Consider the following 21,711-nt stretch of genomic DNA (forward strand, 5'->3'; position numbering starts at 1 on the left):
CCCTCAATACACAGACGGCTCCCCCACTGGCCGGGTTTTGAAGCGTTTGTGAACCCAGTAATACTGGCCTGGCATTGGGTCGATATAGTGCTGCAATTCTTGGTTCATGCGGGCCGTATCGGCCTCAACATCGCCACTGGGAAAATGCTCCCAAGCTGGGGTGATCTCGGCCACATAGCCCGTGGACGTCAGACGCGTCACCATCCCCACTACCTTGGCCCGCCCCAGCCGGGCAAAGCGCGACAGCGACGGCACAGTGGCTGTCTGTACCCCATAAAACGGCACAAAAATAGACTCACTCGGGCCAAAATCCATATCTGACAGCAAATAGAGCAACCCCCCTTGACGCAGATTCGCAATGATGGGCTTCACGCCATCGGCACGATTGAGCATGCGCACATCCCCAAAACGCTGTCGCCCTTGCATAAACCACGCATCTACAGCAGGATTGGGGTGGGTAGAGAAAATCGAGGTAAAAGCGCGGCTGGTGTGCAAAGGCAGGGCCAGCCCGCCCGCGTCCATACCGTAAAAATGCGGCGCAAAAATGATGGTGGGTGTATCCCCTTCCAACTCGTGCAAAGCCCCCTGCAACTGCACCCTGGCCTGCACCACCTCGCGCGGCGCAGCCCACAGCCAACTGCGATCCAACCAAGTTTGGCAAAACACCACAAAGCACTCTTGCGCCCAAGCCTTGCGCTGTGCAGCACTGGCCTGCGGAAAACACAGCTCCAGATTGCGCAGCGTCACCTTGCGCCGGGGCCGTGCCAGCACAAACAGCAAGCGCCCAATAAGCCAGCCCAGCCCCCGCAGCACAGGCAGTGGCAGCCGTGCCAACACCTGGCGCATCAACCATACCCCCCAGCGCGCGCTCATGTGGGTGCTCCTGGTGTAGGGGTTTCGGCACGCGGTTGCTTATAGCGTCCATAACCCCACAGATATTGCTGCGGACATTGGCGGATCACATGTTCCATGGCTTGGTTGATTTGCAGCACGGCAGTCTCTAAGTGCGCATCCAGCGGCACCGGTAAAGGTTCAAAAAAAACGACAAAGCCCCGCCCCCAAGACAGGCGCTCGCAACGCACCAGCACCACAGTGGCCCCTGTTTGCAAAGCCAACCGGGCCGCCAGCGTCATGGTGTAGGCCTCGCGGCCAAACATTGGTGCCCAATGGCCTTGGCCTTCGGGCGGAACTTGGTCGGGCAGCAGCCCCACTGCTTCACCCCGGCGCAAGGCCTTGATCATCTGGCGCACCCCGGCCAGCGTGGTGGGCACCGCCTGCATACCGGGGCGGTTGCGGGCTGTCTCCATCACCTTGGCTAGCCAAGGCTGGCGCGCGGGACGATACAGCACGGTGATGGGGCCATGCTCGGCACTCCAGCGCCGCGCCGCGGCTTGGGCCGACAGCTCAAAGCAGCCCAAATGCGGCGTCAGATAGACGATGCCACGCCCCTTGGCATAGGCCTGCTCCACACAGGCCTCCCCCACCAAACGGCAAGGCGGTGGCGCACCCAGCCACAGCCGGGGTAATTCGGCCACCATACGCCCCGCATGGGCTACGCCAGCGCGCACTTGGGCAAAGCGGTAACCCGCCAAGGCGGCATTCTCAATCAGGCGGCGGCGGTAGATGGGCGAGGCCAGAAAGGCCAACCAACCCAGCAGCGCCCCCAAGGCGTGCAACAACCACAGTGGCAAGGTGGAAAAAATTCGGAAAGCAACAGGCATTAAGATGGCGGGGTCGCTGAGTTAAAAGAGCAACTTGCAGGGCGACGTTAAACACATCTGCTAAAGCGTTCGCCAAAACTCGTTTCGGGTGGGCGCAACGCCCAAGTGCTGAACTACAGGAGTTTATTCAAATGGCGAACGATTTTCTTTTCACCTCCGAATCCGTCTCGGAAGGCCACCCCGATAAAGTGGCCGATCAGATCTCTGACGCAATTTTGGACGCCATCTTCAAAGAAGACCCGCGTTCGCGGGTGGCGGCCGAAACGCTCACCAACACCGGCTTGGTCGTGCTGGCCGGTGAAATCACCACCAATGCGCATGTCGATTACATCCAAGTAGCCCGCGACACCATCAAACGCATCGGCTACGACAACACCGACTATGGCATTGACTACAAGGGCTGTGCCGTATTGGTCGCCTACGACAAACAATCCAACGACATTGCCCAAGGGGTCGATCATGCCAGTGATGACCACCTCAACACCGGCGCAGGCGATCAAGGCCTGATGTTTGGCTACGCCTGCGACGAAACACCCGAGCTGATGCCCGCCCCCATCTACTATGCGCACCGCCTAGTAGAGCGCCAAGCGCAACTGCGCAAGGATGGCCGCCTGCCGTTTTTGCGCCCCGACGCCAAGAGCCAAGTCACCATGCGCTATGTCGATGGCAAGCCGCACAGCATTGACACCGTGGTGCTGTCTACCCAGCACCACCCCGACCAAAGCGAAAACCAGCACAAGATGAAGGCCAGCTTCATTGAAGCGGTGATTGAAGAAATCATCAAGCCTGTGCTACCCAAAGAGTGGCTGCAAGACACCAAATACCTGATCAACCCCACCGGGCGCTTCGTGATTGGTGGCCCCCAAGGTGATTGCGGCCTGACCGGGCGCAAGATCATTGTGGACACCTATGGCGGTGCCTGCCCCCACGGCGGCGGTGCCTTCTCTGGCAAAGACCCCACCAAGGTAGACCGCTCGGCAGCCTATGCTGCACGCTACGTGGCTAAAAACATCGTGGCCGCAGGCTTGGCTAAGCAGTGCCAAATTCAGGTGGCCTATGCGATTGGCGTGGCCCACCCGATGAACGTCACGGTGTATACCGAAGGCACTGGCGTCATCCCCGATGATCAAATTGCCGCACTGGTCAACCAGCACTTTGACCTGCGCCCCAAGGGCATCATCCAGATGCTGGATTTGTTGCGCCCCATCTACGAAAAAACCGCCGCCTACGGCCACTTTGGCCGCGAAGAACCCGAGTTCACATGGGAGCGCACAGACAAGGCCCAACTGCTGCGCAATGCAGCAGGCCTGAAAGGCTGAGGCCTGCGTTAGCAGGCATCATTGGGCGTTGCGTTACAACCCCCGCACACTCAAAGACAACTGCTGACGAAACGCCGCCCGCACACGGTACAACTGTGCGGGCCGGTGGGCGCCCCCCGTTTGCAATTGACCGGGCAAGGCTTCGAGCATATCTAGCTCGTCCATCTTGCGTCGAAAGCTCACTTTGTTCAGTGCTTCACCCAGCACGGCCTCATACACCCCCTGCAACTGCGGCAAAGTGAAGGGTTCGGCACACAAATGCACCGGCAGCGATGAATACAGACTCTTGCTGCGTACCCGCTCCAGCGCGGTGGCAAGAATGTCTGCATGGTCAAACGCCAGTGCAGGCACCTCCTGCACTGGCAGCAACTGCAAACCACGCGACTGCTCTAGCACCGAAGCTGGCACCAACGCACAGTAGGCCACCGATACCGACCAGCCTCGCGGGTCACGCATGGGCCCAGAAAACGTAGCCAACTGCTCTAAATAAGGGCTGACCAATCCAGCTTTGCTCTGAAGCACGCGGGCGGCACTGGCCTGCGTCCCGGCATCTTCTTGGGCATGGACATACCCCCCCGGCAGCGCCAACACACCCGCAAACGGCGCCTTGTCACGCGGCAGCAGAGCCACATGCAAGGTTCCGTGCAGCAAGGTCAGCAGCACCACATCCACAGTGCAAATGACATGGCGCTGTTCGGTAGAAGGCATATTCAATCGGTCTTGTGTTGGAAGCAACAAGCGTATCACTGGGGCATGGCCTTCCTTAGTTAGTTGCAAATTTAATCTAACTAAATTACACTGATAGCACCCCCCAAGGAGAACGCAATGGCCCACCCCGTACAGCTTTTGGTGATCGATCCACAAAACGATTTTTGTGATCTACCCACCGCATGGCAGCCCCCCCATCCCCTGACCGGGGCGCGCCTTGCCCCCGCACTGCCTGTGGCAGGTGCCCATGCCGATATGCAGCGCCTAGCTGCCTGGATCAGCACACAAGGGGCGGCCATAGACGCCATCACCATCACGCTCGATACACACCAGCGCCACGACATAGCCCACCCCAATTTTTGGTGCAATGCACAAGGCGCTGAGGTCGCGCCGTTCACACCCATCACGGCCAGCCAAGTGCGGGCTGGTACTTATCGCCCACGCCATGCCAACAGCTTGCCGGATGTATTGGCCTATTTGGACGCGCTTGAGCAGCAAGGCCGCTACACCCACATGGTGTGGCCGGTGCATTGCGAAATCGGCCACTGGGGGCATAACATCCATGCCAGCGTGGCAGCGGCGTGTGGCGCTTGGCAAATACAGCACCAACGTGCTGTGACCCATATTTTGAAGGGGATGAACCCCGCCACCGAGCACTACAGCGCCCTGCAAGCCGAGGTGCCCGACGCCACCGACGCCCACACGCAACTCAACACCCACCTGCTGGCCGCCTTGGACAGCGCCCAAGTGCTGTTGGTGGCAGGCGAGGCCAGCAGCCACTGTGTGCGCGCTACCACCGAGCATTTGGTGCAACATCTGCCCCGCCAGCGCCCCGAACGCATCGTGTTACTGACCGACTGCATGAGCCCAGTCACGGGCTTTGAGGCCCAGCACACGGCATTTTTGGCAGAGATGCAAGCGCGCGGCGTGCAATTGGCCTGTTCAAGCCAGATCAGGCTCTGACCGTTGTGAACCCATCGCCATCCACCATCACCGGAGCCACTGCCATGCAGCCCATCATCACCAGCTTGCTCGATACCGATCTGTACAAGTTCACCATGTGGCAGACCATGCTGCACCGGCACCCACAAACGCAAGCCGAGTACCACTTTGTCTGCCGCAACACCCCGCAATACCCGTTGGCCGACTTGCTGGATGAAGTCAATGCCGAGCTAGACCAGCTGTGCCGTCTGCGCTTTACCCCGGCAGATTTGGATTACTTGGCCGGGCTGCGCTTTATTCGCTCAGACTTTGTCGATTTTTTGCGTATCTTTCAGTTTCAGCGCGCCTTTATTCACGCCCACGCCGAAGGCGAAGCCTTGCGCATCGTGGCGCGGGGGCCGCAAGTCCATGTGATGGCCTTTGAGATTTTTGTGCTGTCCATCGTCAACGAGCTGTACTTTCGCCGTTTTGATGCCACCACCGCCCTGGCCCAAGGACGCGCGCGCCTGCACCAAAAAATCGGCCAATTACAAGCACTGGCCGGTGAAGCCGCGATGGCCCACCCGTTCGAGCTGTTTGATTTTGGCGTGCGCCGTCGCTACTGCGGTGCATGGCAGCGCGAAGTGGTGCACGCCTTGGCTACCCAAACGGGGCAGTGGTTTAAAGGCACGTCCAACGTTTTGCTGGCGCGCGGCTTGGGGCTGGTGCCCATTGGCACCATGGCCCATGAATACCTACAAACCTACCAAGCCTTGGGCGTGCGCCTGCGCGATTTTCAAAAAGCGGCGCTGGAAGACTGGGTGCAAGAATACCGGGGCGACTTGGGCATTGCCCTCACCGATACCGTGGGCATGGACGCCTTCTTGGCCGATTTTGATCTCTACTTTGCCAAGTTGTTTGATGGCCTGCGCCACGATTCGGGCGATGCCATCGTGTGGGGCGAAAAAGCCTTGGCCCACTACCAGCGTCTGCGCATCGACGCCCACACCAAACGTTTGGTGTTCTCGGACGGGCTGGACATCGGCCACGCCTTGGAGCTGTACCACCACTTTGGCAACCGCACCCAATTGGGTTTTGGCATTGGCACGCATTTGACCAACGATATGGGACTGCCTGCACTCAACATCGTCATGAAGCTCACCCACGCCAACGGCCAACCCGTAGCCAAACTCTCCGACAGCCCTGGCAAAACGCTGTGCGACGATCCAACCTTTTTAGCCTATCTACGCCAAGTGTTTGCCGTCACCTCTTCACTTCAACCCTAGGATAAGGCCATGCTTCGCATCACCATAGCCCAGCTCAATCTGACCGTGGGCGACATCGAGGGCAATGTGCAACGGATGGTGGCAGTTGCCCAGCAAGCCGCCGCTGCACAGTCTGCATTGGTCGTGTTTTCAGAACTGGCGCTGTGCGGCTATTACCCCGGCGATTTGCTCGATGAGCCTGCATTTTTGCAGCGCATCAAGGCCGGGCTGGCAGCGTTGCTGCAAGCCTCGCAACAATGGCCTGCGCTGTATTGGGTGGTGGGCACGCCCACCCCGGCCCACGGCCCCGGCAAACGCCTGCACAACAGCCTGCTGGTGCTGCAAAACGGCCAAGTGTGCCTGCACTATGCCAAACAACTGCTGCCCACCTACAACATCTTTGACGAGCGCCGCCACTTTGAACGCGGCCCCAACGTGGCCCAAGTGCTGCACATTGGCAGCACACGGGTGGGTTTTTTGATTTGCGAAGACGGCTGGAACGACCACGGCACCGATTACGCCACCAACCCCTTTCAAACGCTGGCCGATGCTGCGCCTGATTTGGTGGTCAGCATCAACGCCAGCCCTAGCCATATTGGTAAACGTGGGCAACGCCAGCAAATTTTTACCGATGCTGCGCGCCGCCACTGCCTGCCCATTCTGTATGTCAACCAAATTGGCGGCCACGACCAACTGGTGTACGACGGCGCCTCCTTTGCCGTAGAACCGGCAGGCGGCATCGTCTTTGAGGCCCAGCGGTTTACCGAAGACATTTGCACCCTGCAATTCCAGCATGGGCATTTTTTCACTGCCCAAGGCCAGCCCCCCTCCCCCGTACCGGCCCAAGACATCTCCAACCCCGATTTTTACCACCGGCAAATTGTGCTGTGCCTGCGAGACTATGCACGCCGCTGCGGCTTTACCCAAGCCGTGGTGGGCAGCTCTGGCGGCATTGACAGCGCCCTGACGCTGGCGTTGGCCGTGGAGGCCTTGGGGGCAGACAATGTGGTGGCAGTGACCATGCCCTCGGTGTTTTCGAGCAGCGGCTCGGTGCAGGACTCCGTACAGCTCTGTCGCCACTTGGGCATCGTGCTGCATATTCATCCCATTGTGGATTTGGTTGCCAGTTACACCCAGCAGTTTGCCGCCAGCTTTGGCACCCCTTTGCGCGGCTTGGCACTGGAAAACGTACAAGCCCGCATCCGGGGCACCGTGCTCATGGAATACTCCAACACCTTTGGTCACCTGCTCCTGACCACTGGCAACAAATCAGAAATCTCGGTAGGCTATTGCACCCTGTACGGCGACACCAACGGCGGGCTGGGGCTGATTGGCGACTTGTACAAAACCGAAGTGTTTGCGCTGGCCCAGCACCTCAATGTTCAGGCCGGGCAGGCACTGATCCCGCAAGCCATCATCGACAAAGCCCCTTCGGCAGAACTCGCTCCACACCAAAAAGATGAGGACAGCCTCCCCCCCTACCCCGTGCTGGACGAAGTGCTCAAACTGCTGATTGAAGGCGAACGCCTTGCCACTGCCGAATACGCCAGCGCACACGCGTTGGTGCAGCAACTCCAGCAAGACCCGGTGGGGCGGGCGTTGGTGCAGCGCGTGCGCCAGATGGTGGCGCGCAACGAATATAAACGCCGCCAAGCCCCACCCATTGTGCGGGTACGCGCCCGTGCTTTTGGCAGCGGGCGACAAATGCCCATTGCAGCGCACACCGCTGAAGGAACCTACCCATGATGTACGACACCGCCATTTATATTGGGCGCTTTGAGCCAGTTCACAGCGGCCATATCGCCCTGTTGCAACACGCCTTAGCCCAGGCCAACAATGTCGTGGTGGTACTGGGCTCAGCCTGGCAGCCGCGCTCACCCAAAAACCCTTTCACCTGGCAAGAGCGCGCCGAGATGCTGCGCCAAGCCCTGCCCACCACCGACCAAGCGCGGGTGCAATGCGTGGCGGTGCGTGACTATTACAACGAGGCCCGCTGGGTGGCCAGCGTACGCCAAGAAGTGGCGGCACGTGTGCCTGCCGGTGCCCGCATTGCCTTGGTGGGCCACTTTAAAGACGCCAGCAGCAACTACCTGCGCAGTTTTCCGGGTTGGGCGTTGCTCGATGTGCCCCGCCACGGCACCGTTGATGCCACCGCCATCCGCGATGCCTATTTTGGGGCAGGCAGCGGGGCCGTCTTGGCCGCCTTGGCACCACTGGCCGACCAGATGCCCGCCACCACCTTGGCACAACTGCACCGCTTTGCACAAAGCAAAGACTACCTGCTGCTGCAACAAGAATGGCAAATGCTACGCCAATACCGAGCCGCTTGGGCCAGTGCGCCCTATGCGCCAGTGTTTGTCACAGTCGATGCCCTGCTGTGCTGCCAGCAACATGTCTTGCTGATTCGCCGAGGCCATGCCCCCGGTGTGGGGCAACTGGCCCTGCCCGGCGGTTTTTTGGAGCCACGCGACACCCTCTGGCAATCTTGCCTACGCGAGCTGGCCGAAGAGACCCACTGCCATGTGCCAGAAGACACCTTGCGCGCCGCCCTGCGCCAAGTCAGTGTGTTTGACCACCCAGACCGCAGCCAACGCGGGCGCACCCTCACCCATACCCATTATTTCGATTTGGGCGCACAGCCACTGCCCACCGTACAGGCGGGTGACGATGCGGCACAGGTGCAATGGGTACCGATGAACCAATTAGCAGCACTAGAGGCCGAGTTTTTTGAAGACCACTTTCACATGCTCGACCACTTTTTGGGCCTGACCAGCAGTTTGCCCACAGCCCCGCTTTAGGCCATCACGGCAAGCTCTACCCGGTTGCGCCCTTGGGCCTTGGCACGGTACAGCGCCGAATCTGCGGCCAAGAACAAATCATCGGCCTGCTGCCCATGTTCTGGAAACATAGCCACACCAAAGCTGCAACTGATGCCGTGGAGTCCAGGCACTTCGGGCCAATCCAGCTCCGCCAACCGCGCCCGCAACCGCTGGGCACAGTGGAGCACATGCCCACAGGGCGCACCAGCACTGACCAAGAGAAACTCCTCCCCCCCCCAGCGAAACAAATAGTCTGCGGCCCGCACATGCGCCTGAATCTCGTGGGCCACTTTGCGCAACACCAAATCTCCCGTCTGATGACCAAAACGGTCGTTGATGTCCTTGAAATGGTCTAGGTCAAACAAACACAACCCCAAGGGCAAGTTCTGCTGCTGGCATCGCTGCAATTGCTGCTGCAAGATACGCTCACATTCGCGACGATTGAGCAGCCCGGTCAAGGCATCGTGTGATGCCTGCATTTGCAGGGCTTGCTCGGCATGTTTACGGTCGGTGATGTTCTGCACCATACCCACCACCCTAATAGGTTGGCCTTGGGCGTCACGCTCACAAACACGCCCCCGGTCATGCACCCACAGGTAATGGCCGTTGCGGTTGCGCAGCCGGTATTCAGCCTCATAACGCTCACGCAAGCCTTTGATGTGTTCTTGCAGCGCCCGGCGTACACGGCTGGCATCGTCGGGGTGGACATTGGTGGCCCAAGTCTCTAGCGTGGGCTTCATCTCATGGGGGCCATAACCCAGCATACGCTTGAGTTGAGGGCTAAAAAACACTTCGTTGTTGAGCAGATTCCAGTCCCACAGGCCATCAGATGCCTCGGTCAGGGCATAGCGCAACTGCACATCGCGGTCGTTCAGGTCTTGCTCCAGCGCCAGACGGCGGCCAATGTCCCGCGCTACCGACACAAAATATTCGCAGCCTTGGTGCATAAAGGCACTGGTCGTTACCTCTACCGGCACCTCGGCCCCACTGCGATGGCGATGGCGGCCAATAAAAACAAACTGTCCCTGTGCCTCCCGAACCGCCTGCGCAATGCTGGCCCACTGCTCAATGCCAATCACATCTTTTTGCAGACTCAGCACCGAATGCTGCACCACCTCGTCGCGGGGCAGCCCTACTTGGTGCAGGGCTGCTGCATTGCAGTCCAGAATGTTGGAGGTTTGTGGATCAATCAGGTAAACCGCATCGGGCAGATGCTCAAACACCGATTGGTGCAGAGAAAAAGAAGAGATCAGCATGGTATTGGCTTGTTATTGAGGGCTGTGCCTTGTTATTTCCATACGCAAGGCACGATGTTAAGGCACCCCCCATACACAGCCCCCTCTTGAAAGCCCGCAAAAAGCCCTTATCATTAGCACTCGTCTGACAAGAGTGCTAACAACACCCTGTCAGCGGAAGATTGGCTACGTGTCTGCAAACACAGACCCTCAATTGATAAAGCATTTTTTTGACCCCTTCAGGAGATAGATCCATGAACCTTCGCCCTCTGCACGACCGTGTCATCGTCAAGCGCATCGAAAGCGAAACCAAGACTGCCTCCGGCATCTATATCCCCGACAACGCCGCAGAAAAGCCTGACCAAGGCGAAGTGCTGGCCGTTGGCCCCGGCAAGAAGAATGACAAGGGCGAGCTGATTGCGCTGAACGTCAAGGTGGGTGATCGCGTGCTGTTTGGCAAATACAGCGGCCAGACCGTCAAGGTCGATGGCAATGAACTGCTGGTGATGAAGGAAGACGACCTCTTTGCCGTCGTTGAAGCCTAAGCACTTTCAGCACTGACCCCTGTTTTTAGAATTCTGGAGAAATACACATGGCAGCAAAAGACGTAGTTTTTGGTGGTGAAGCCCGCGCCCGCATGGTCGAAGGCGTCAACGTCCTGGCCAACGCCGTTAAAGTGACACTCGGCCCCAAGGGCCGCAACGTGGTGCTGGAGCGTTCCTTTGGCGCCCCCACCGTGACCAAAGACGGTGTGTCCGTGGCCAAGGAAATCGAACTCAAAGACAAGCTGCAAAACATGGGCGCCCAGATGGTCAAGGAAGTGGCTTCCAAGACCTCTGACAACGCTGGTGACGGTACTACCACCGCTACCGTGCTGGCCCAAGCCATCGTGCGCGAAGGCATGAAGTATGTGGCCGCTGGCATGAACCCCATGGACCTGAAGCGCGGTATCGACAAGGCTGTAGAAGTCCTGATCGCCGAGCTGAAGAAGGCTTCCAAGCCCACCACCACTTCCAAAGAAATTGCCCAAGTCGGCTCCATTTCCGCCAACTCTGACACCAGCATCGGCGAAATCATTGCCAATGCCATGGACAAAGTAGGCAAAGAAGGCGTGATCACCGTAGAAGACGGCAAGAGCCTGCAAAACGAACTCGATGTCGTTGAAGGTATGCAGTTTGACCGTGGCTACCTGTCGCCCTACTTCATCAACAACCCCGAAAAGCAAGCCGCGATCCTGGACAACCCCTTCGTGCTGCTGTTCGACAAGAAGATCAGCAACATCCGCGACCTGCTGCCTACGCTGGAGCAAGTGGCTAAGGCTGGCCGTCCGCTGCTGATCGTGGCTGAAGACGTCGAAGGCGAAGCTCTGGCAACATTGGTGGTCAACACCATCCGTGGCATCCTGAAGGTGGTGGCCGTGAAGGCTCCTGGCTTTGGCGACCGTCGCAAGGCCATGTTGGAAGACATCGCCATCCTGACTGGCGGCAAGGTTATCGCTGAAGAAGTGGGCCTGACTTTGGAAAAGGTTACGCTGGCCGATCTGGGCCAAGCCAAGACCATCGAAGTGGGCAAAGAAAACACCATCATCATCGACGGCCACGGCGCTGCTGCTGACATCGAAGCCCGCGTCAAGCAAATCCGCGTGCAAATCGAAGAAGCCACCTCCGACTACGACCGCGAAAAGCTGCAAGAGCGCGTGGCCAAGTTGGCTGGCGGTGTGGCCGTGATCAAGGTCGGCGCTGCCACCGAAGTCGAAATGAAGGAAAAGAAGGCCCGCGTCGAAGACGCCCTGCACGCTACCCGCGCTGCCGTGGAAGAAGGCATTGTGGCCGGTGGTGGTGTGGCTCTGCTGCGCGCCCGCCAAGCTGCTGGCGCCATCAAGGGTGACAACACCGACCAAGACCACGGCATTGCCTTGGTGCTCAAGGCCATCGAAGCGCCCCTGCGCGAAATCGTGGCCAACGCCGGTGGCGAGCCTTCGGTGGTGGTTAACGCCATCTTGGCTGGTGCTGGCAACTACGGCTTCAACGCCGCCAACGACACCTATGGCGACATGATCGAAATGGGTATTCTGGACCCCACCAAGGTGACCCGCACCGCGCTGCAAAACGCCGCTTCCGTGGCCAGTCTGATGTTGACCACCGAGTGCATGGTCGCCGAGACCCCCAAGGCCGAGACTGCTGGTGCCCCTGATATGGGTGGCATGGGCGGTATGGGTGGCATGGGCGGCATGGGTATGTAAACCCAGCCCAGCTGGCGCCAACAGCGCCAGCTTTGCGCACCAAGCCCACAGCTTGCAAAAGCTGTGGGCTTTTGTCTTTGCAAAGAGACACACGTTTAAGACTTTCTTCAGGCCGGTGTCGCACCATCACGGCATGCGTACTTTTCATCCATCCCGTGGGCTGTGGGCAGCACTACTGGCACTGACCTTCCATTTGCCTTGGGCTTATGCAGGCGATACCAGCGCCCAAGCCCAGTTGCAGCGTTGGAGTGCTGAAGCAACCACGGTGCCCAATGCAGAACGTGGGCGCCTGTTCTTTAACAGTCGCCACGGTGGCGAGTGGTCTTGCGCTTCTTGCCACGGCCAGTTACCCACCACCCCGGCACGCCATGCCAGTACGGGCAAAACCGTTGCACCGCTGGCCCCTGCATTCAACCCCGAACGCTTCACCGATGCCGCCAAAGCCGACAAATGGTTCCGGCGCAATTGCAAAGATGTATTGAGCCGCGAATGCACCGCTACAGAAAAAGCCGATGTGCTGGCTTGGCTGGTGCAGCTCAAACCTTAAGAAAGGCGTGTCATGTCTGTTTTAGCTGTTCTATGGGGTTTGGTTGGAGGTAGGCGCTGGGCTGTACTGTTGTGGAGTTGTGGCACCTTGTCTGCCGCATGGGCCGACCGCCCCATGATGGCGGCCAGCGCCATGTTGCCTGCCTACCAGCAAGAATGCGCCGCTTGCCACATGGCCTATCCGCCGGGCTTGTTGCCTGCACCCTCTTGGGGCCGGATCATGCAGGGGCTGGATCGACACTACGGCACCGATGCCTCGCTAGACCCAGCCACGGTGCGCCAAATCAGCGCCTGGTTACAAGGTAACGCTGGCACCTACAAACGGGTGCGCGAAGAACCACCACAAGACCGCCTCACCCAATCGGCCTGGTTTGAACGCAAGCACAGCGACATACAACCCACTGTCTGGAAACGCCCCTCTGTGGGCAGTCGGGCCAACTGCATGGCCTGCCACACGCGCGCAGATCGGGGCGATTTTGACGACGACAACGTTCGCATCCCCCAGTGAGGCCGATCATGACCGCCCACACTGTTCATACCCGTCCATTGGACACGGCCTCCACTGCCAGCCCTCCCACGATGCGCCGCGTAGTCGATGCCACGACACGCATGCTGCACTGGCTGATGGCACTGTGCTTTACCGGCGCATACCTCAGTGCCGACAGCGAACGCTGGCGCTTGGTACACGTCACCTTGGGCTATACGCTGGCAGGCATCGTGTTGGCACGCTTGCTTTGGGGGCTCATGGGGCCACGCCCAGTACGACTGTCGGGTCTGTGGAGCCGGGTGCGCGGATTGCCTGCTTGGCTGCGCTCACTGGTAGCAGTGCGTTCTTTGGTGGCGTTACAAGCTCTGGGCCGCCCTGGGCGCAATCTGCTCATGGGCTTGGCTATGCTGCTTATGCTGGCACTGGTGCTGCCTTTGAGCCTGAGCGGCTATGCCGTCTGGGACGAATGGGGGGGCGAGTGGCTGGAAGAAATACATGAATGGGTAGGCAACGCCATGCTGCTGGTGGTGTTGGTGCATATTGGCTTGATTGGACTGTGGAGCATGGTGCAACGCAAAAATCAAGCCTTGCCCATGCTCACAGGCCGTGTGCCAGGACGTGGGCCAGACATTGCCAAGAAAAACTACGGTCTGCTGGCCTTGCTGATTTTGGCCTGCGTGTTGGCGTTCTGGGGCTGGCAATGGCAAAGCGCAGCCCCCCAAAGCACAAACACCCCCACAGAGCCGTGGGGCCAAAACTCTGTATCCAACCACCATGACGACTGAGCGAAAGACCCCTCCTGATGCGTATCCTGCTGGCTGAAGACGATGAATTACTGGGCTCGGGCATCCGTGCCGGACTGACACAACATGGATTCCAAGTGGACTGGGTACGCGATGGCATCGCGGCTGCGCGCGAACTGTCCACAGGTGCCTACCAAGCCTGCGTGCTGGATCTGGGGCTGCCACGGCAAGATGGCATGGATGTATTACAGCAACTGCGCACCCGCCGGGTAGCCACCCCTGTGTTGGTGCTGACTGCGCGCGATGCCGTCAGCGCCCGCATCGCGGGCTTAGATGCTGGAGCAGATGACTACCTGATCAAGCCCGTAGACCTGCACGAACTGGCTGCCCGACTGCGTGCCTTGGTGCGCCGCGCCCACGGCCAAAGCGCCAACCGGCTGTGTGCAGGCACGGTGGAGCTCGATTCTGCGGCCCATCAAGTCTGGTGCGAGGGGGTGCTGGTCGATTTATCCCAGCGCGAATACGACCTGTTGCATGCCCTGTTGCTCAATGCTGGCCGCGTGCTCAACCGTGAACAATTGGAACAGCACCTGTATCAATGGGGCAACGAAATCAACAGCAATGCGGTAGAAGTGCATATCTACCACCTGCGGCGCAAACTGGGTGCCGGCCTGATTGAGACTGTGCGGGGCGTGGGCTACCGCATTGCACGCACTCCAGCATGAGCGCCCCCCAGACGACAATGCCACCGGCACCACGCTCCTTGCAAAGGCGACTGCTGTCCACGGTGCTGGCACTGGTGGCTACTGCCTGGGGGCTGGCGGCCATCATGACTTGGTATGACGCCCGCCATGAGGTCAGTGAACTGCTCGATGCCCATCTGGTACAAACAGCCGCTCTGTTGTTGATGCAGCCACTCGATGAGTTGGAAGACGAAGACCTCAATCTGGCCCCCGATCTGCACAAGTACCAGCAGCGTGTTGTGTTTCAGGTATGGCACAAAGGCAAATTACTGGCCCATTCTGCCAATGCCCCCCGCGAACCCCTCACCCAGCGCAAGACACGGGGGTTTGCCGACAGCCAAGCCGATGGAGAATCATGGCACGTCTTCGTGACGCCTGGCCACGACACTGATTTATTGTTGCAGGTGGGAGAGCTGCAATCCACACGCAACGATGTCGTGATGGTCAGCCTGTACAGCATGATCTGGCCCACGGTATTGATGCTACCGTTGTTGGTGCTGGGCATTTGGTGGACGGTGCATGGCTCGGTACGCCCCTTACGTCAATTAGGGCAGGCCGTGGCCGCACGCCAACCTCAATCCTTAGAACCACTGGCTACCGCTGGCGTCCCCCCAGAGGTGCTGCCCTTGGTGACAGCACTCAACGGCCTGTTTGATCGCACCACTGAACTGCTCACCGCCGAACAACAATTCACGGCCAATGCAGCCCATGAACTGCGCACCCCCATTGCAGGCATCCGCATGCAAGCCCAAGTGGCCCAAGGAGCGATGCAAGACACCGAACGCGCCCAAGCACTGGCAGCCACTGTGCAAGGCTGTGATCGCGCTACCCGGCTGGTAGAACAGCTATTGCAGTTAGCCCGCTTGGATGCCGAATCAGCCTCTTCGGCCACGGCACATTGCGATTTGGCCGACATAGCACGCGCCCTGGCAGCCGATCTGCACCCCAGTGCCCAAGCCCGCCAACAGCAGATCGTGCTAGACATTCCCCCATCCGTGCCTGCACCACTGGCAGAACCATTGGCGCGTGTGTTGCTGCGCAATCTATTAGACAACGCACTGCGCTACACCCCCGATGGCGCACAGGTTTACCTGCATCTGCACACGGCTACAACCCAAGGAGCCTCTATCCAGTTGTGTGTCGAAGACAGCGGCCCTGGCATGACGCAAGCAGCCATAGACCGACTCGGGGAGCGTTTTTTCCGGGTGCTGGGCACTGGTCAGAGTGGTAGTGGCTTGGGCTGGTCGATTGTGCAGCGCATTGCCCGACTGCACGGCTTAGAGGTACAAATAGACCGCAGCCCACAGTGGGGTGGTCTGCGTGTGCGTGTTCATTGGCCTTGAGCCGCTACAGTGCACACTTTGTGTGTGCATTCAAGGGGACAGCCAATGGTTTCAGGTTTTGCCTGGTTGCTGGTATTTCAACTGGCTGGAGAGGTCATGGTGCGCGGCCTGCAACTGCCGGTGCCAGGGCCGGTGATGGGCATGTTGCTGCTGTTGTTGGCACTGATCTGGCGTGGTGGCCCCAGCGACAATCTGCGCAGTGCTGGACAAGGATTGCTAGGCAACCTTTCGTTGCTGTTTGTGCCTGCTGGGGTGGGCATCATGGTGCATGGTCACCGCATTGCCGATGAATGGCTGGCGCTGGTGGTGGCATTGATTCTCAGCACCCTACTGAGCATGGCCGTGACTGCACTGGTGATGCGTGCTTGCCGTGGCCGCCCACAGCAGCCCCCCGCCCCTGCGCCGGAACAGCCATGATACTGCCCGCCCCCATCCACGATATCTGGGTCTATCTGGCAGCATCACCACTGCTTGGACTGACGCTCACCCTGCTGGCCTATGTGTTGGCCTTGGCACTGCATCGGCGCTTTCGGTTGCACCCACTCACCAATCCGGTGCTGCTAGCGGTGGCGCTGCTGGTGACGCTGCTGTTGTGGACAGACACCCCCTACCAGACTTATTTTGATGGTGCCCAGTTTGTGCATTTTCTGTTGGGGCCAGCCACAGTAGCTTTGGCTATTCCGCTCCATGCCCAACTGGGACGGGTGCGGGCCATGCGCTGGCCCGTCGTATTGGGGTTGGCCCTTGGCAGCCTCACTGCAGTCTTCTCTGCGGTGGGTACCGCATGGCTGTTGGGGGCCAGTGTGCCCACACAATTGTCATTGGCGCCCAAATCTGTCACCACACCAATTGCCATGGGTGTGGCCGAACGCATTGGGGGCATTGCCTCCCTGACTGCGGTCTTGGTCATCGTCACGGGCATTGTGGGTGCTGTGGTAGCCCCCACCTTGTTTCGGCTACTGCGCGTAGACGACCATGCCATTCAGGGCTTTGCCATGGGTGTGGCAGCCCACGGTGTTGGCACGGCCCGTGCGTTCCAAATCAGCGAGCAAGCTGGCGCCTTTGCCGCTTTGGCAATGGGGGCTCAATGGTGCCATCACTGCGCTGGTTCTGCCTGCCTTGCTGTCGGGCTGGCGCTAAAAAAGCCTTCCCCCACTCAAGGCGTCCAGACACAAACACAGTTGCGCCCACTGTTCTTGGCCATGTAGAGTGCCTCGTCAGCATGGCTCAGACTGCGCGTGGCATCTTCGCCCCGCAGCAGCACCATACCAATGCTGATAGTCACGGTCACCTTACCTGCCGCCGTGAGGGCTGGTGTTTGAGACAACATCTCACGCACCCGGTTGGCCAAGGCCAAGGCGTCTGAGGGCTGGATGTTTTGCAACAACACTGCAAACTCCTCTCCACCCAAGCGCCCTGCGGTATCGTTCTGGCGCAAATTGTGGCGAATGAGCTGCGCCACATGCTGGAGCACAGCATCCCCCACCGGATGACCATAGGTGTCATTGACACGCTTGAAATGGTCAATATCCATCATCATCAGTGCATAACCACGTTCAGGATGACTGCACGCCTCCAAAACCGCACTCTCCAGACTGGCCATAAAACTGCGTCGGTTGGGCAGACTGGTCAGGACATCGGTAGCCGCCAAAGTCGCCAAGGCCATTTCACGTTGTTTGCGCTCTGAGATGTCTTGCAACAGCCAGAACCGACCCAGCTGCTCTCCATCACGCGCTATGGGTACCCAATTGATCTCCAGCGTGCGCCCTGTTGTAGACAAGACTTCAATATTGCGGCGCTTTTCTCCATCCGTGGCACTGCCCGGCACCGACAACCACGCTGCCCGTGCCGGGCCGAGCCGCTCACAAAGTGCCTCGTGGGCCACCCCCTGCAAGGCAGCTGCGGGGTCTGGCAACTCCAACCAATCACACAAGTTCTGGTTGGCCATTGTCACCACCCCTTGGGCATCCTCCATCAACACCCCTCCAGGAAAGCACTCCAGCAACGTCGTCAGACGCAACCGCTCCATGGCCAGTGCGGCGGCTGATTGGTGCTTTTCAGTGATGTCTACCAAAGTCCAGACCACATCGCTGTCTGGCTCATCTGGATCACGCAGCACCGCATGCATGTCAAACCAACGTATTTTTCCCTGCGCATCACGCATGGGGTACTCAAAGCGCACCTTGCCACCATGCTGCAAAGCGTCGTAGTACACCCGCATACCATCAAAGTGCTCTGGGCTGATGTGCAGGCTCGACATAGGCCGCTGGGTAATATCTTCCCCTGGCGTCGCAAATATCTCTACCAACCGCGCATTGGCATACAAAATTTGGCGCTGTTGGTCTACCAGCAAAATCGCAGCGCGGCTTTGGTCGATCAGTGCGTGGTGCAACTGGGCCTGCGCCACACGGGTGCTGATGTCGGTATAAGTGCCTACCATGCGTGCAGGCAGGCCGTCCTCGCCCCAAGCCACAATGCGACCTCTGGCCTCTACCCACAGCCACTGGCCCTGTGCAGTGCGCATCCGGTATTCTGCAGCAATCACCTGATCTGGGTGCTGGCGCATCTGTGCATGCCACTGTGGCAAGATACGCTCACGGTCTGTGGGATGTAGCCGGTCTAGCCAATCTTGGTAGCGCAAAGTGGCTGGCAAATGTGGCTCTCCCAACATCTCGCGGATGTATTCATCCCACTCCAAACTGCCATGGGCTATATCCCACGACCACAGGCCATCACGCACGGCCTGCAAGGCCAGGCGCTGGTATTCAGCGTGTAGGCGCAAGGCCTCGGCGGCTGCATGCTCTGCCGTGATGTCGTGGATATAGCCGTGCCAAAGGGTACCCCCATCTGCCGTGCGTTCAGGGTTGGCCTGGCCCAGCACCCAGCGCACCGTACCATCAGACAAACGCACCCGGTGTTCACAACGCCAAGTCACCAAATCCGCAGCAGAGGCTTGGATAGACTCGATCACCCGAGGACGGTCAGCCGGGTGCAGATGGGCAAAAATCTTGTCTGCTGACAAGGCTGCCTCCTCTGGCGTGATGCCATAAATGCCCTGTATGCCAGGACTGGCATAGGGCAGGCAGGCTGTGCCATCGGGCCGCTGCAAATACTGGTACACCGCGCCCGGCACCTCGCGCATGAGCTTGCTCAGGCGCTCGCGCAAGCCCTGCGCTGCTGCCTCGGCAATTTTGCGATCGCTGATATCCAGCACAGTGCCAGCCATGCGTTGGGGAGAGCCATCACTGGCCCACTCCACCACCTGCCCCCGGTCTAACACCCATATCCAATGGTCATCACGGTGGCGCATCCGGTATTCCGACTCATATTGCGCACTTTGCCCTTGCAAATGGGCCATGCAGGCCGCCTGCACTCTGGGCCAGTCATCGGGGTGAATACGCTCTTGCCAAGTGGAAAAGTGGGGTGCCAACTCACTCGCTTGGTAGCCCAACCTGGCCGCCCAAAGCTCATTGAAATGGTTTTCTTGGGTTTTGCAATTCCAATCCCAAGTGCCTAAATTGCCACCACGCAAAGCCAACTCCAAACGCTCGCTGGTGGTAGCCAACATTTGCGCCTGTCGGCTGCGCTGCAGCCACAGATGGGTAATCCATGCTGCAGCCAACAGCAGCAGGGAGGAACCCACAACATTTTGCACATGGCTATCGTGCAAAGCCTGCTGCACCGAAGCCAAGGCCCGTTGCTTGCTGATGCCCAAGCTGACCACGATTGGATAACTGGTCACCCGATGCCAAGCATAGTAACGCTCAATGCCATCGGGGGGGGCGACGGTTTCATAGACGCCGTGGGTGGCCGATCGGTCGGTCAGAAACTGACGGATACGCGGTACCGACTGGCCCATCACACCTTCCATGCCTTGAGAGCGGGCCAGATAAGCACCATCGGCACGCAACAACAGGGCCACATCGGCAGGATCAGGAAAAATATCCTGCAAGGCGCGCGACAAATACCGGGCCGGCACCGACAGCACAATCACCCCAGAGAACTGGCCCCGTGCGTCGTGCAATGGCCTTGAAAACTGCACTATCCACTGTTGCGACACCCGCCCCTGTACCGGATGGCTAATGAACAAATGGGGTAGCTCATCTTGCTCATCCAGATGGGCAGTGAAGTGCTCTCGGTCGGCAATCGACACCGGTTGACCATCGGCACTTTGCAGTGGTTTGTCTGGCGACAGGCTGGAAAACACGATGTGCCCGCGTGCATCGGCCACTGATACCTGGGTCAATGCACCCGGCATAAAAGTCTGCTGCGCAACCTGCAAAGAATCGAGAAACTCTGACCGATTTTGGCTATTCCAATGCTCCCCCAAATGCACCGCCACATAGTCGATCTTGCGAATCAGTGCCTCTGTTTGCAAGGCCAGTGCATGAACTGTTTGGGAAGCCCCCTGCCGAGTCTGGAGTTGTACCTGCTGCAATTGGGCTTGGTGTGAATAGTAGAGCTGCACCCAATACACCAACAGTGCCAACAACAGCACACCCCACCCTGCCAGTGGCCGCAACACCAAAGCACGTACTTTTTGTGAAAGGGGACGCACTACCGGCCCCAAATGGCGAGTCAAGAAGGTGGACAAGAGGAAAAGAAGCGGAAAAAGAAGGCCAACAGCCCAGATGAATCAGTGTAACCCTCCCCTGCAAAATGGCGGCAGGGCAAAGATTTCAGGCCAGCGGCAAAAGCTGACGGCCACTGACAAACCGGCGATGTTGACCGGTCAATGGGTCGTCAAAAGCCAATGATTGGGCCAACAACTGCAAGGGGCGCGAAAAATCGCCCTCGGGTGGATCATTGACCTCAGGGTAAAAAGGGTCGTAGCGCAAGGGTAACCCCAAAGCAGCCATGTGTACGCGCAATTGGTGGCGCTTGCCAGTCACGGGCGAAAGCCGATAACGCGCCCAGCCCGAACTCACCTCCAGTAGCTCCATACGGGTATGGCTGTTTGGGCTGCCAGGCACCTCGTGCATCAAGAAAAACTGCCCGTTCTCTTCCAATCGGCTGTGGTGCTCACGCGGAAACTCCAGCCCAGGCTTGCACGGTGCCACAGCCTCGTAGTGCTTGACCATCGCCTGCTCCCGAAAAAGCCCTTGGTACAGCCCGCGCGTGGCCCGTTGCACCGAAAACAGCACCAAACCGGCTGTATCACGGTCTATACGGTGTAGTGGTGATAACTCGGGCAGCCCCAATCGCTCCTTGAGTCGGGCCAACAAGGTCTGGCGCACATAACGCCCGGCGGGCACCACGGGCAAGAAATGCGGCTTGTCTGCCACCAACAGGTGCGCATCCTGATAGAGCACTTCTTCGTAAAAAGGAATTTCTGGCTCTACAGCCAAGCTCCGATAGTAGTAGAGCCGCAAGTGAGGCTCAAATGCGCGTTGGGGTGCCACTGCCTGGCCGCACGCATCCACCACATCTCCGGCAAGCATACGTTGTTGCCATTGGTCTCGCCCCACTGCCGGAAAACGGGCAGCCAAAAAATCCAGCATCGTGCCCGCGCCCACCGAGGGCAAAACCACGGTGCTTGGACTGACCCCATTGCGCATGGGCAACACGATTGGCACCACGGCAGAACGTGCGCGAGTCATAGACCGACGACTCCCCTAC

The 21,711-nt window shown here is 59.1% G+C and carries 19 protein-coding genes and 1 pseudogene; 14 read left to right on the forward strand and 6 right to left on the reverse strand.

What is annotated here, in order from left to right; genetic code table 11:
* Window positions 1-3: 3 nt before the first annotated feature.
* Together ACYVB2_RS01780 and ACYVB2_RS01785 are read right to left on the reverse strand one after the other, a co-directional pair.
* Complete coding sequence (locus ACYVB2_RS01780) at window positions 4-873, reverse strand: lysophospholipid acyltransferase family protein (protein ID WP_382429624.1); 870 nt, start codon at window positions 871-873, stop codon at window positions 4-6.
* Entirely contained in the window at window positions 870-1,721 is an 852-nt protein-coding gene (locus ACYVB2_RS01785; RefSeq protein WP_382429622.1) for a lysophospholipid acyltransferase family protein, read from the reverse strand. The genes ACYVB2_RS01780 and ACYVB2_RS01785 overlap by 4 nt, the downstream gene beginning before the upstream one ends.
* 131 nt (window positions 1,722-1,852) lie before the next feature.
* Here ACYVB2_RS01785 and metK point away from each other — a divergent pair, with 131 nt between their 5' ends.
* Window positions 1,853-3,040, forward strand: a complete 1,188-nt coding sequence (gene metK, locus ACYVB2_RS01790; protein WP_382429620.1) for a methionine adenosyltransferase — start codon at window positions 1,853-1,855, stop codon at window positions 3,038-3,040.
* A 33-nt stretch (window positions 3,041-3,073) separates the two neighbouring features.
* On the opposite strand, the gene ACYVB2_RS01795 is transcribed toward metK, so the two are convergent.
* A complete protein-coding gene (locus tag ACYVB2_RS01795; RefSeq protein ID WP_382429618.1) occupies window positions 3,074-3,748 on the reverse strand; it encodes an NUDIX hydrolase in 675 nt (224 codons plus the stop codon).
* Window positions 3,749-3,865: 117 nt separating this feature from the next.
* On the opposite strand from ACYVB2_RS01795, the gene ACYVB2_RS01800 reads away from it, so the two are divergent.
* The 4 genes from ACYVB2_RS01800 to ACYVB2_RS01815 are packed head-to-tail and all read left to right on the forward strand — an operon-like array spanning window position 3,866 to window position 8,732.
* On the forward strand, window positions 3,866-4,711 hold the full coding sequence (locus ACYVB2_RS01800) for a cysteine hydrolase family protein (protein ID WP_382429616.1): 846 nt from the start codon (window positions 3,866-3,868) through the stop codon (window positions 4,709-4,711).
* 44 nt (window positions 4,712-4,755) lie between these two features.
* Window positions 4,756-5,955 carry a nicotinate phosphoribosyltransferase gene (gene pncB, locus ACYVB2_RS01805; RefSeq protein WP_460535372.1) on the forward strand — a complete coding sequence of 400 codons (1,200 nt, stop codon included), beginning with the start codon at window positions 4,756-4,758 and terminating at the stop codon, window positions 5,953-5,955.
* Between the two features lie 9 nt (window positions 5,956-5,964).
* On the forward strand, window positions 5,965-7,680 hold the full coding sequence (locus tag ACYVB2_RS01810; RefSeq protein WP_382429614.1) for an NAD+ synthase: 1,716 nt from the start codon (window positions 5,965-5,967) through the stop codon (window positions 7,678-7,680).
* Window positions 7,680-8,732, forward strand: coding sequence for a bifunctional nicotinamide-nucleotide adenylyltransferase/Nudix hydroxylase (locus ACYVB2_RS01815; protein WP_382429787.1), 1,053 nt, complete (start codon window positions 7,680-7,682; stop codon window positions 8,730-8,732). The genes ACYVB2_RS01810 and ACYVB2_RS01815 overlap by 1 nt, the downstream gene beginning before the upstream one ends.
* Here the strand turns inward: ACYVB2_RS01815 and ACYVB2_RS01820 are convergent.
* Window positions 8,729-10,009 carry a sensor domain-containing diguanylate cyclase gene (locus ACYVB2_RS01820; protein WP_382429612.1) on the reverse strand — a complete coding sequence of 427 codons (1,281 nt, stop codon included), beginning with the start codon at window positions 10,007-10,009 and terminating at the stop codon, window positions 8,729-8,731. The genes ACYVB2_RS01815 and ACYVB2_RS01820 overlap by 4 nt on opposite strands.
* A 233-nt stretch (window positions 10,010-10,242) precedes the next feature.
* On the opposite strand from ACYVB2_RS01820, the gene groES reads away from it, so the two are divergent.
* From groES to ACYVB2_RS01865, 9 genes and pseudogenes are all read left to right on the forward strand, one after another.
* On the forward strand, window positions 10,243-10,533 hold the full coding sequence (gene groES, locus ACYVB2_RS01825; protein ID WP_382429610.1) for a co-chaperone GroES: 291 nt from the start codon (window positions 10,243-10,245) through the stop codon (window positions 10,531-10,533).
* 47 nt (window positions 10,534-10,580) lie between these two features.
* Window positions 10,581-12,230 carry a chaperonin GroEL gene (gene groL / locus ACYVB2_RS01830; RefSeq protein ID WP_382429608.1) on the forward strand — a complete coding sequence of 550 codons (1,650 nt, stop codon included), beginning with the start codon at window positions 10,581-10,583 and terminating at the stop codon, window positions 12,228-12,230.
* Between the two features lie 133 nt (window positions 12,231-12,363).
* The gene (locus ACYVB2_RS01835; protein ID WP_382429606.1) at window positions 12,364-12,777 is read left to right on the forward strand and encodes a DUF1924 domain-containing protein; all 414 of its coding nucleotides are present in this window, start codon (window positions 12,364-12,366) and stop codon (window positions 12,775-12,777) included.
* Window positions 12,778-12,864: 87 nt separating this feature from the next.
* On the forward strand, window positions 12,865-13,284 hold the full coding sequence (locus ACYVB2_RS01840; protein WP_382429604.1) for a diheme cytochrome c: 420 nt from the start codon (window positions 12,865-12,867) through the stop codon (window positions 13,282-13,284).
* Between the two features lie 8 nt (window positions 13,285-13,292).
* The gene (locus tag ACYVB2_RS01845; protein ID WP_382429602.1) at window positions 13,293-14,048 is read left to right on the forward strand and encodes a cytochrome b/b6 domain-containing protein; all 756 of its coding nucleotides are present in this window, start codon (window positions 13,293-13,295) and stop codon (window positions 14,046-14,048) included.
* Between the two features lie 17 nt (window positions 14,049-14,065).
* Window positions 14,066-14,731 carry a response regulator gene (locus ACYVB2_RS01850; protein WP_382429600.1) on the forward strand — a complete coding sequence of 222 codons (666 nt, stop codon included), beginning with the start codon at window positions 14,066-14,068 and terminating at the stop codon, window positions 14,729-14,731.
* Complete coding sequence (locus ACYVB2_RS01855) at window positions 14,728-16,092, forward strand: ATP-binding protein (protein WP_382429598.1); 1,365 nt, start codon at window positions 14,728-14,730, stop codon at window positions 16,090-16,092. Before ACYVB2_RS01850 ends, ACYVB2_RS01855 begins: the two co-directional genes overlap by 4 nt.
* 45 nt (window positions 16,093-16,137) lie before the next feature.
* Complete coding sequence (locus ACYVB2_RS01860) at window positions 16,138-16,509, forward strand: CidA/LrgA family protein (protein ID WP_460535030.1); 372 nt, start codon at window positions 16,138-16,140, stop codon at window positions 16,507-16,509.
* Window positions 16,506-17,232, forward strand: a pseudogene (locus ACYVB2_RS01865) (LrgB family protein). Before ACYVB2_RS01860 ends, ACYVB2_RS01865 begins: the two are co-directional and overlap by 4 nt.
* Window positions 17,233-17,248: 16 nt before the next feature.
* Here ACYVB2_RS01865 and ACYVB2_RS01870 read toward each other — a convergent pair.
* On the reverse strand, window positions 17,249-20,686 hold the full coding sequence (locus tag ACYVB2_RS01870; RefSeq protein ID WP_382429592.1) for a PAS domain-containing protein: 3,438 nt from the start codon (window positions 20,684-20,686) through the stop codon (window positions 17,249-17,251).
* An 85-nt stretch (window positions 20,687-20,771) separates the two neighbouring features.
* Complete coding sequence (locus ACYVB2_RS01875) at window positions 20,772-21,692, reverse strand: pseudouridine synthase (protein ID WP_382429590.1); 921 nt, start codon at window positions 21,690-21,692, stop codon at window positions 20,772-20,774.
* Window positions 21,693-21,711: the final 19 nt, after the last annotated feature.

This window comes from Giesbergeria giesbergeri (assembly GCF_054779375.1).